Here is a 10,041-nt window from a genome sequence, read left to right as displayed (position 1 = left end):
CCCCGCCCGCCGCCCGGCCCGGCGGCCGGATGCGGCGGCGCGGCCGGGCGGCCGGGGTCAGCCGGGCAGCCGGATGAGGCGCCGCTCGACGGCCGCGGTCACCGCGGCCGTCCGGGTGTCGACGCCGAGCTTGCCGAAGATGTGCACGAGGTGCGTCTTGACGGTGGCCTCGCTGATGAACAGGCTGCGCGCGATCCGCTGGTTGGACAGTCCCTTGGCCAGCAGTTCGAGGATCTCGATCTCGCGCGGGCTGAGCGCCGGGGCCGGTTCCCGGACCCGGTTCATCAGCCGGGTCGCGACCCGCGGCGACAGCGCCGTCTCGCCCCGCGCCGCCGTGCGGATGCCGCGGAACAGCTCGTCCGGCGGGCCGGCCTTGAGCAGGTACCCGTCCGCGCCGACGTCGATGGCGCGGGCGATGTCGGCGTCGGTGTCGTAGGTGGTCAGCACCAGCACGCGCGGCGGGTCCGGCAGCGCGAGGATCCGCCGGGTGGCCTCGACGCCGTCGATGCCCTCGCCGAGCTGCAGGTCCATGAGGACGAGGTCGGTGGGGACGAGCCCGGCCTGCCGGACGGCCTCCTCGCCGTCCGCGGCCTCCGCGACGACCTCGATGTCCGGCTCGCCGCCCAGCAGGGCGCGCAGCCCGGCCCGGACCACGGGGTGGTCGTCGACGATCGTCACGCGAACCGCGCTCATCCGGTCCTCCTCTCCCCCGGCGCCGCCGTGCCCCGCCGCGGGACGGCGGCCGCGACGACGGTCCCCGCGCCGGGCGCGCTCTCGACGGTCAGCTCGCCGCCGACCTCGGCGATCCTGTCCCGCATCGCGGGGATCCCGTAGCCGCGGCCCGGCGCGGACGCCGTGCGGGACGGGTCGAAGCCCGACCCGTCGTCGGCGACGTCCAGCGACACCGCGTCGTCCAGGTAGGTCAGCGTCACCACCACCGTGGACCCGCCCGCGTGGTCGCGGGCGTTGGCGACGGCGCCCTGCGCGACGCGGAGCATCGCCGTCTGCACGCCGACGTCCAGGGGATATTCTTCCCCCTCCGTCCGGAACCGCACCCTCGGGCCCGCCGCCCGCGACTCCGCGCCGACCAGGTCGGCGAGCGCGCGGGGCAGGGACCCGGCGCTCAGGCCGGGCGGTGCCAGCGCGCGGACGAAGTGGCGGGCCTCCTCCAGGTTCGCGGCGGCGGCCTCGGTCGCGTCCCGCAGGTGGCGGCGGGCGGCGTCCGGGGCGGTGTCCCACTGCCGGTCGGCCGCCTGGAGCAGGATCCCCATGCTGGTCAGCCCCTGCGTGAGGGTGTCGTGGATCTCCCGGGACAGCCGCTCGCGCTCCTCCAGGACCCCCGCCGCGCGCTGCGTGGCGGCCAGCTCGCCGCGGGTGCGGACCAGCTCGTCGATGAGCCGCTGGAGCTCCAGGAAGATGACCGCGGCCATCGCGGCGACCGCGACCGGCGCGAGCACCAGGCTCGGGTCCAGCCGGTCCGCCAGGTAGATCTCCGCGAAGATCACCGCGCCGGTGAGCACGACGACCGTGACGATCGCGGCGCGCGGCGTCAGCAGCCGCAGCGCGAGGAAGAACAGCGGGATCGCGCACCAGGCGAAGCTCGGCGCCGCGATGACGAGCACCAGCCAGAACAGCACGACGACGGCGAGCCAGGCGAGGCGTCCCCGGCGGCCGAGCGCGTCCCATCCGGCGACGCCGGCCGCGTAGGCCACGGCCGTCACACCGCACAGCACGAGCCACACGGTGGTCATGCCGCCCAGGCCGTGCCGGACGACCAGCCGGGACGCCGACGCCGCGAGCAGCAGGAAGAACCCCGCGTGCATCGCGAGGTGGATCCGGTGCTCGGTGCCCGTCACGTCTGCTGTCTCCCCCCGCGAACCGCCGCGCAAGCTTCCACGAGCAGCCTTCACGGCCCGCCGGCCTGCGGCATCGTCCGATCGGTTGATCCGGCCGTCCACCGATCCGATCCGCGCGATCGACCGTGCCCGCGATGGCCCGGCGCCCGTTCCCGGCGAGGCTCGAAGACGTATCGACGACCACCACGAAGGAGCACCACCATGCGGGAGCCGCAGACCACCGAGACCGCGCCGGAGTCCGGGAGGCGGCGCGTCCGCGTCCGGACCCTGGCGGGGGCCGCCGCCGGGCTCGCCATCGTCGCCGGCGCCGTCGGCGTGTCCGCCGCCGGGGCGTCTGCGGCCGCCGCCGCGCCGGTGAAGGCTCCGCCCGCGCCGCAGGCGGTGCAGGACGTCCGGACGCTGAACACCGACGCCGCCCTGCGGATCGCGACGGCCGTGCAGAAGGAGGCGGCCAAGCAGAAGCAGCGCGTCGCGGTCGCTATCGTCGACCGGTCCGGGGACGTGCGCCTGGTCGTGAAGGGCGACGGCGCGGGCCCGCAGACCGTGGACTCGGCGAAGCGCAAGGCGTTCACCGCCGTGTCGTTCGGGCAGCCGACCTCGAAGCTGACCGGGAACGCGACCGGCGACGGGCCCACCGTCCGCGACATCCCCGGCACGCTGTTCCTCGCCGGCGGCGTCCCGGTCGCCTCCGGCGGGTCCCCGATCGCGGGGATCGGCGTCGGCGGCGCGCCGCAGGGCGCCATCGACGAGAGCATCGCCCAGGCGGGCCTGAGCGCCGTGCAGGGCCAGCTCGGCTGAGCGTTCCGCCGGGGGCGGGCGGTCGCGCGCCCGCCCCCGGCGGAACGGCGTCAGCGGACCTGGAACGGCAGGTGCGAGCCGCCGTAGACGAGGACCGGGATCGTGATGAAGAGGACCACTCCCACCGCGAGCGCGGGAAGGAACGCGGCGACGGCCGTCCGGCGGGCGCCGCGCGGCAGCCACCCGAGCACGAGCACCGCTCCGGCGAGGTTGAAGAGGGCGTAGCCCAGCCGGTACTGGGTGCTGTAGCCGAGCAGCAGCCGGACCGCCTCGGCGACGAGCAGCCCGGCGAGCCCGGCCGCCGCGAGCCCCGCCCACGCGTCCGCGCGCCTGGTCAGATGCCCCGCCAGGCCGAGCAGCGGCCCGCCGGTCAGCGCCACCGCGAGCCAGAAGACCCAGAGGGTCCCGCGCAGGTCCGAGGTCAGGCCGAGGACGGTGAGGTAGAACGCGCAGACCATGCCCGTCAGGAAGGCGGCGGCGTGGACGGCGGCGGCCTCGGGCGCGTCCGCCCGGCGGCCGATCCACCCGGCGCCCACCACCCACACCCCGGCGAAGATCGCGAGGAGGTGGAAGGGGCGATGGAAGATCGCGAGCTCCGTCGTCGCGCCGGACAGCGCTCCGAGGGCCAGAAGGACGCCTGCTCGTCGGATCATGCGCCCAGTCTCGGCCCCCGGCCGGCCCGGGGCATCACCGCGCAGAGTGATGTCGGGCGGCGCCCGGTCGCCGTCCCGCACCCTCGACGGCGGCGCCGCCCGTCCCCGGACCGGCGTCTCAGGGGTCCCGCTGGGCGGACCGGAGCCGTTCGGTGAAGATGTGGTTGCGGTCGGCGCGGCTGCCGGGCGTGCGGCCGCGCCCCCAGCCGACGACGCGGCGGTACTCGCCGAACGCCCCGGCCAGGGCCGCCTCGTCGGTGTGCGGTGAGCCCGCCGGGGCCGGTCCGCTGAACGGCGCGACGTACAGCGCGTCGGCCGGGCAGTGGGCCTCGCACATGAAGCAGGTCTGGCAGTCGCCCTGCCTGGCGATCACCGGCAGGCCGTCGGGACCGCGGTCGAACACGTCCGTCGGGCAGACCTTGACACAGACGTCGCACTTGACTCAGCGCGCCGCGCTCACGACCTCGATCACGCCGGCACCTCCAGGGGCTCCGCGGCCGTCCACGGATCGTCGAGGCCGCCGGTCAGCAGGCGGTGCTCGAACCGCGGCAGGGTGGGGAGGCCCTCCAGCCGGTGCAGGCCCCGGGACTCCTCGCGCGCCAGCGCGGCGCGGTAGCACCAGCGGGCGTGCGCGGCCATCGCCGCCGCCGACCGCGCCCGGAGGCGCTCGCGGCCCGTCCCGGCGACGCCCTCGGACGTGACGCGGTCCCACAGCGCGTCCAGCGAGGCCAGGGAGCGGCGGAGCCCGGCGCGCGTCCGGAAGAGGTTGCGGTCGAGCGGCAGCATCTCCGCCTGCACCGCCCGGACGACCTCCGCCGCGTCGAGCCGGCCGGGCCGGAGACCGGCCCGGCCGGCGGGGGCGGCGCGCGGACGACGGCGGCCGGTCCCGAACCGGGCGGCGCCGCGCCCGGCCCATGTGCCCGACGAGATGGCCCACGCGCCGTTGTAGGCGCCGCCTCCGCTGACGGCCCCCGACACCGGCTCCCGAGTCGCGACGTCCCCGGCGGCGTAGAGGCCCGGGACCGCGGTCGCGCAGTCGTCGCCGGTGATCCGCAGGCCGCCCGTTCCCCGGACGGTGCCCTCCAGCACCATCCGCACCTCGTAGCGGTCGCGGAACGGGTCGATGCCGGCCTTGTCCAGCGGCAGGAAGTAGTTCGGCTGCGCGGCCCGCATCGCCCCGCGCAGCTCCGCGGGCGCCCGGTCCAGCCGCGCGAACACCTTCCGGCCGGCGGCGAGCAGCTCGGCGACGCGGGTCCTCGCGCCGAGCGGGTCCGGAACGTCGATCCGGTCGCCGTCCTCGGTGGAGTACGTCGCGAACTGCATCATCAGGCCCTTGGTGTGCGCGCCGTGCGCCGGGGACAGCGCGTACGCGGCGGAGAACTCCATGCCCGACAGCTCCGCGCCGAGCTCGGCGGCCATCAGGTGGCCGTCGCCGGTGTCGACGTTGGTCCCGAACGCCCCGGACAGGAACGCGCAGCCGCCGGTCGCGAGGACCACCGCGCCCGCGCGGACGGTCCACGCCTCCCCGTCCTTCTGGCGGGCGAGGCCCGACGCGCCCGACGCGGTGCCCGAGCCGTCCACGAGCAGGCGCAGCGCCGGATGGTGGTCGAGGATCGTCACACCCGACCTGTGCACGCGGCGCCGCATCCGCTTCATGTACTCCGGGCCCTGGAGGCTCCCGCGCCGTTCCGCGCCGTCGTCGTCGATGGCGAACGGGTAGCCGAACGCGGCGAGGTCGCCGACGCGCCGGTACGTCTCGTCGACGACGCGGGCCATCCAGCGGCGGTCGGCGAGCCGGGCGCTCTGCTCGAACCGCTCATCGACGGCGCGCTCGCGCGCGGCCTGGTCAGGCGGGACGTACCAGAGGTTGTTGCCGCCGGACGCGGTCGGCCCGCTGGTGCCGCAGTAGCCCTTGTCGGCGAGGACGACGCGCGCCCCCTCGCCGGCCGCGGCGAGGGCCGCCCACGCCCCGGCGGGGCCGCCGCCGAGGACGAGGACGTCGGCGTCCAGCTCGATCACGCCTTCGCTCCGGGGGCGAGCCAGGAGTCGAGCGTGTAGTCCTTCTTGACGAGGTTCTGCCGCACGAGGAAGGTCTTGGTGCCGTCGAGCAGCTTCAGCCCGTCCGCGGGGAACGGCTCGTCGGGCAGCTGGTCCTTCAGCGTCGTCTTGAGCGTGACCTGCGGCGCGTACCCGCCGGTCTTCGCGACGTACGCGGTGTAGCCCGCCCAGTTCGCCTTGGCGACCTGCGACGCCTTGGTCTCGGCCTGCTGCCACACCTTGACGATGTCCTTGTGCCCGGACAGGTACTTCTCCGTGACGACCGTGACGGACGTGCCGAGCAGGTCGGGGTGGTCGCGGGAGGCGACGTCGATCGACCTGTAGCCCTTCGCCTCCTCGGCGGCCTGGTCGGCGGAGACCAGGCCGCCCGCGTCGATCGACCCCTTCTCCAGCGCCGCGATGATCGCGGGTGTGTACATGTGGATGATCTGCTTCGGCTTCACCCCCGCCTGCTGCAGCGCGCCGAGCAGGTAGCGGTGGATGTAGGAACCGGTCTGCACTCCGATCACCTTGCCTTGCAGGTCCTTGAGGGACGCCGGCCCGCCGTCCTTCTTGGCGACGACGGCGGCGTCCAGCCGGACCGAGTTGAGCGACAGCAGCCGGGTCGGCAGGCCCTGGCCGCGCCCGACCAGCGCGGGCGTGTCGCCGTACATGCCGATGTCGAGGGAGCCGCCCGCGAGCGCCTGGTTCAGGTCCGGCCCGTTCTGGAACGTCGCGACCTTGATCCTGGTGACGCCGGCGGCCTTCAGCGCGGGCAGCAGCTCGCCGCGCTCGTCGAGGAACCCGACGGCGCGGGTCAGCTTGTTGCCGACGGCCGATCCGATCACTCCGACGCGGAGCGTCCCGGAGCCGCCGGCGGCCGCGGACGAACCGCACGCCGCCGCGGCGAGGACGAGCAGGACGGCGGCCAGCATCCGGGGAATTCTCACGGTGATGCCTTTCGGGGGTTCGCAGGGTTCTGCGTGGTCTCGGGGAGGGTGGTGTCAGGAGGTGAGGGGAGCGCCCGCGCGGTCCAGCGAGGGCCCCACCGCGAGCCGGGCGCCGGGGGTGCGCCCCCGTCCCCAGCCGATCTGCTCGCGGTAGCTGCCAAGGAGCCCGCCGGCGGCGAGCGCCGCCTCGTCCGGCGGCTCGGGCAGCGGGTGCGAGCGCGGGTCGACGAACAGCGCGTCCACCGGGCAGTACGCCTCGCACATGAAGCAGGTCTGGCAGTCGGACCGCCGGGCGAGCACCGGGACGCCGTCCGCGCCGCGGTCGAACACGTTGGTGGGGCAGACCTCGACGCACTTGTCGCAGGCGATGCACCGGTCCCGCGAGACGACCTCGATCACGACGCCACCGCCAGGGCGCCGGTCTCCGGCCGCGTCCACACCTCGTCGAGGCCGCCGGTGACGAGCCGGTGACGCTGGGCCGGGTCCTGCTCGGGCAGGTCCAGCCGCTTGTGCATGCCGCGCGTCTCGGTCCGGGCGAGCGCGGCGGTGTACATCCAGCGGGCGTGCGCGGCCATCGCGGCGGCCGACCGCGCGCGGACGATCCCGGCGCCGTCTTCGCGGAGCGTGCCGCGCAGCTCGCGCCACGTCCCGTCGAGGGACGCCAGCGCGGCGGCGAGGCGGTCGCCGCGGCGCAGCAGGTTCTTGTCGTAGGGCAGCACCTCCGCCTGGACGGCCGCGACATGCTCGGCGTGGCCGGGGGCCGAGGGGCCGGACGGCCGCACGCCCGCCTCGCCCAGCGCCCGGACGGGACGCGCGGCCGCCCGTCCGCCCAGCCCGGCGGCGTGGCGCGCGGCGCCCAGCCCGGCCCAGGTGCCGGACGACATCGCCCACGCCGCGTTGTGGCTGCCGCCGCCGGTGAAGCCGCCGCAGATCAGCTCCCGGGTGGCGGCGTCGCCGGCCGCGAACAGGCCCGGCACCGTCGTCGAGCAGTCGGCGCCGGTGATGCGGATGCCGCCGGTGCCGCGGACCGTCCCCTCCGCCAGCAGCGTCACGGGGAACAGGTCGGTGAACGGGTCGATGCCCTGCCGGTCGAACGGCAGGAAGAAGTTCGCCTGCGCGAGCCGCATCGCCCGCTGCTCCTCGGGGGTGGCCCGGTCGATGCGGCACAGGACGGGCTCGCTGAGCAGGGTCCGGGCGATGACGGAGCGGCCGCGCCGGCTGCCCGCGCCTTCCAGGACGCTGCCGTCCGCGCGGTAGAAGGTGGCGAACGAGTAGAACGCCGTCTTGGTCACGGAGGTGAACGCCGGGGCGATCGCGTAGGCGTTGGAGAACTCCATGCCGGACAGCTCCGCGCCCGCCTCCGCCGCGAACAGCGCGCCGTCCCCGGTGTCGACGTCGCAGCCGAGCGCCCTGCTCAGGAACGCGCACCCGCCGGTCGCGAGCACGACCGCGCCGGCCCGGACGCGGAACGGCCGGTCGTCCCGCAGGTGGTACCCGGCGGCGCCCGCGACGGCCCCGGACCCGTCCGCCAGCAGCTCGGTGACCGGGCTGTGGTCGAGGACCCGGACCCCGGCGCGGCGGACCCGCACGCGCATGCGGCGCATGTACTCCGGGCCCTGCAGGCCGCGCCGGATCTGCCGGCCGTGCTCGTCCACGGGGAACGGGTACTTCGAGACCTCGGCCAGCTCGTTCATGTTCGCGTACGTCTGGTCGAGGACGCGGGCCATCCACTCCCGGTCGGCGAGATGGCCGCCGAGGCCCTCCCGGCTCGCCATCGCGGCCTCCCGCGCCTCCGGGTCGGGCTCGACGTACCAGACCCCGGTGCCGGCGGACGCCGTCGCGCCGCTCGTCCCGAGGTAGCCCTTGTCGGCGAGGACGACGCTCGCGCCGGCCTCCGCCGCCTTCACGGCGGCCCAGGCGCCGGCGGGGCCGCCGCCCGCGACGAGGACGTCGGCGGTCAGTTCGTTCATCGGGTCTCCTTGGCGGTGGCGACGGCCCGTACCCCGAGCCCGTCGAGCAGGTCGCGCCGCAGCGCGATGAATTCCGGGTCGTCCAGGGACCGCGGCCTCGGCAGGCCGACGGTGTACTCGCGCGCGATCCGGCCGCCGGCGAGCAGCAGCGCGCGGTCGGCGAGCAGCAGCGCCTCCTCCACGTCGTGGGTGACGAGCAGGACGGCGGGCCGGTGCTCGGCCCACAGGTCGGCGACGAGCGCCTGCGCGTTCAGCCGGGTCAGCGCGTCCAGCGCGCCGAAGGGCTCGTCGAGCAGCAGCAGGTCGGGCGTCCGGACGAGGGCGCGGGCCAGCGCGACGCGCTGCGACTCGCCGCCGGACAGGGTGAGCGGCCACGCGTCGGCGCGCGCCGCGAGCCCGACCTCGGCCAGCGCGGCCTCGGCCCGTGCGCGCAGGTCCCGGCCGCGCAGGCCGAGCACGACGTTGGACCACACCCGGCTCCACGGGAGCAGCCGGTGCTCCTGGTAGACGACGGCGCGCGCGCCGGGGACGTCGACCTCGCCGCCGCCGTGGCCGTCCAGCCCGGCGAGGGCGCGCAGCAGCGTGCTCTTGCCGGACCCGCTCGCGCCGAGCAGCGCCACGAACTCGCCGGGCGCGATGTCGAGGTCGACGCCGTCCAGGACGGTCCGGTCGCCGAACACGCGCCTGAGGCCGCGGACGCGGACCCCGTCGCGCAGGGCGGCGGTCATCGCGCCACCAGTCCCTTGCGCCAGGCCAGCGCGCGCCGCTCGATGAGCCGGACCAGCAGGTCCGTCGAGACGCCGAGCAGCGCGTACAGCACGAGGACCACGAAGACCGTGTCCATCTGCATGAACTGGGTGGCCTGGCTGATGAGGAACCCGATGCCGCTGGCGGTCGCCGACTGCTCGACGACGACGAGCGTCAGCCACGCGACGCCGAGCGACAGCCGCAGCCCGACGAGGATCTGCGGGAGCGCGCCGGGCAGCACGACCTTCCGGACGAGCCCGAGCCGGCCGAGGCCGCAGGTCCGCGCCGACTCCACCAGCCGCTCGTCCACCCCGCGGATGCCGTGGAACACGTTGATGTAGAGCGGGAACACCACGCCGACCGCGATGAGGCCGACCTTGGACGTCTCGCCGATCCCGAACCAGATGATGAACAGCGGCACGAGCGCCAGGTGCGGCAGCATCCGGACGGCCTGGACGGGCGCGTCGATGACGTCCTCGCTGATCCGGAACAGCCCGGACAGCAGGCCGAGCACGAGGCCGAGCGGCAGCCCGATCGCGAGGCCCTTCAGCACCCGCAGCAGCGAGACGCCGAGGTTGGTGAACAGCTCGCCCGACGAGGCCATCTCCCAGCCGCGCGCGGCGACGTCGCTGACCGGCGGCGTCGTGCTGCCGAGCCAGCCCGCGCGGGCGCCGGCCTCCCAGAGGACGAGGACGGCGACGAGCCCGCCGGCCTTGCGGGCGCGGCGCAGCAGCGACAGCGCTACGGCGCCGGAGCGCCCCGCGGCCGTGGGCGCGGCGGGTCCGGGTAGGGCGGAGCGGGGCGGATCGAGCAGGTCGGTGGACACGCGGCACCTCCGGAACAGGGGGACGGTGGGAAGGCAGGCAGGCAGGAGGGAGTGATCCGGCGTCGGCGACACTGCCGGGCGGAGGAGAGAGAGGAGAGGCGGCCGATCTCGGGCCGTGGATGTGCGGATCAGCGGTTCAACAGGACGCGCTGCACACGCGGAGGAGGTCGATGTGGCGCCTCGCCACCAGTACCTCCGTCGCGT

Annotated in this window: 10 protein-coding genes and 1 pseudogene; 1 reads left to right on the top strand and 10 read right to left on the bottom strand. The window is 75.7% G+C overall.

The annotated features are described in order from the left end of the window. Window positions 1–57: 57 nt before the first annotated feature. Both amrb99_RS41195 and amrb99_RS41190 read right to left on the bottom strand, forming a co-directional pair. Complete coding sequence (locus amrb99_RS41195) at window positions 58–693, bottom strand: response regulator transcription factor (RefSeq protein WP_190866818.1); 636 nt, start codon at window positions 691–693, stop codon at window positions 58–60. Next, window positions 690–1,856, bottom strand: a complete 1,167-nt coding sequence (locus amrb99_RS41190) for a sensor histidine kinase (RefSeq protein ID WP_347257073.1) — start codon at window positions 1,854–1,856, stop codon at window positions 690–692. The genes amrb99_RS41195 and amrb99_RS41190 overlap by 4 nt, the downstream gene beginning before the upstream one ends. A 201-nt stretch (window positions 1,857–2,057) precedes the next feature. Here amrb99_RS41190 and amrb99_RS41185 point away from each other — a divergent pair, with 201 nt between their 5' ends. Further along, window positions 2,058–2,654 carry a heme-binding protein gene (locus tag amrb99_RS41185; RefSeq protein WP_190866816.1) on the top strand — a complete coding sequence of 199 codons (597 nt, stop codon included), beginning with the start codon at window positions 2,058–2,060 and terminating at the stop codon, window positions 2,652–2,654. A 50-nt stretch (window positions 2,655–2,704) separates the two neighbouring features. On the opposite strand, the gene amrb99_RS41180 is transcribed toward amrb99_RS41185, so the two are convergent. From amrb99_RS41180 to amrb99_RS41145, 8 genes and pseudogenes are all read right to left on the bottom strand, one after another. Next, window positions 2,705–3,307, bottom strand: a complete 603-nt coding sequence (locus amrb99_RS41180; protein WP_190866814.1) for a DUF6518 family protein — start codon at window positions 3,305–3,307, stop codon at window positions 2,705–2,707. Between the two features lie 118 nt (window positions 3,308–3,425). Continuing rightward, window positions 3,426–3,734 (bottom strand): annotated as a pseudogene (locus tag amrb99_RS41175) (4Fe-4S ferredoxin); the annotation flags it as partial. A 41-nt stretch (window positions 3,735–3,775) separates the two neighbouring features. Beyond that, on the bottom strand, window positions 3,776–5,326 hold the full coding sequence (locus tag amrb99_RS41170; protein ID WP_190866812.1) for an FAD-dependent oxidoreductase: 1,551 nt from the start codon (window positions 5,324–5,326) through the stop codon (window positions 3,776–3,778). Continuing rightward, on the bottom strand, window positions 5,323–6,279 hold the full coding sequence (locus amrb99_RS41165) for an ABC transporter substrate-binding protein (RefSeq protein WP_190866810.1): 957 nt from the start codon (window positions 6,277–6,279) through the stop codon (window positions 5,323–5,325). Before amrb99_RS41165 ends, amrb99_RS41170 begins: the two co-directional genes overlap by 4 nt. A gap of 69 nt (window positions 6,280–6,348) precedes the next feature. After that, window positions 6,349–6,693 carry a 4Fe-4S binding protein gene (locus amrb99_RS41160; RefSeq protein ID WP_190866808.1) on the bottom strand — a complete coding sequence of 115 codons (345 nt, stop codon included), beginning with the start codon at window positions 6,691–6,693 and terminating at the stop codon, window positions 6,349–6,351. Beyond that, on the bottom strand, window positions 6,690–8,264 hold the full coding sequence (locus tag amrb99_RS41155) for an FAD-binding protein (RefSeq protein WP_190866806.1): 1,575 nt from the start codon (window positions 8,262–8,264) through the stop codon (window positions 6,690–6,692). Before amrb99_RS41155 ends, amrb99_RS41160 begins: the two co-directional genes overlap by 4 nt. Continuing rightward, entirely contained in the window at window positions 8,261–8,992 is a 732-nt protein-coding gene (locus tag amrb99_RS41150; RefSeq protein ID WP_190866804.1) for an ABC transporter ATP-binding protein, read from the bottom strand. The genes amrb99_RS41155 and amrb99_RS41150 overlap by 4 nt, the downstream gene beginning before the upstream one ends. Beyond that, window positions 8,989–9,837 (bottom strand): ABC transporter permease, encoded by an 849-nt coding sequence (locus amrb99_RS41145; RefSeq protein WP_347257072.1) that lies wholly within the window; start codon window positions 9,835–9,837, stop codon window positions 8,989–8,991. The genes amrb99_RS41150 and amrb99_RS41145 overlap by 4 nt, the downstream gene beginning before the upstream one ends. Window positions 9,838–10,041 lie beyond the last annotated feature (204 nt).

This window comes from Actinomadura sp. RB99 (assembly GCF_014706005.1).
Taxonomy (GTDB): domain Bacteria; phylum Actinomycetota; class Actinomycetes; order Streptosporangiales; family Streptosporangiaceae; genus Spirillospora.
The sequence above is the reverse complement of the archived record's forward strand: the minus strand, read 5'-3'. Positions and strand labels throughout refer to the sequence as shown.

Coding starts and splice junctions, on each gene's coding strand:
- amrb99_RS41185 (WP_190866816.1), top strand. CDS start 2,058: ATGCGGGAGCCGCAGACCACCGAGACCGCGCCGGAGTCCGGGAGGCGG.
- amrb99_RS41155 (WP_190866806.1), bottom strand. CDS start 8,264: ATGAACGAACTGACCGCCGACGTCCTCGTCGCGGGCGGCGGCCCCGCC.
- amrb99_RS41195 (WP_190866818.1), bottom strand. CDS start 693: ATGAGCGCGGTTCGCGTGACGATCGTCGACGACCACCCCGTGGTCCGG.
- amrb99_RS41165 (WP_190866810.1), bottom strand. CDS start 6,279: ATGCTGGCCGCCGTCCTGCTCGTCCTCGCCGCGGCGGCGTGCGGTTCG.
- amrb99_RS41150 (WP_190866804.1), bottom strand. CDS start 8,992: ATGACCGCCGCCCTGCGCGACGGGGTCCGCGTCCGCGGCCTCAGGCGC.
- amrb99_RS41180 (WP_190866814.1), bottom strand. CDS start 3,307: ATGATCCGACGAGCAGGCGTCCTTCTGGCCCTCGGAGCGCTGTCCGGC.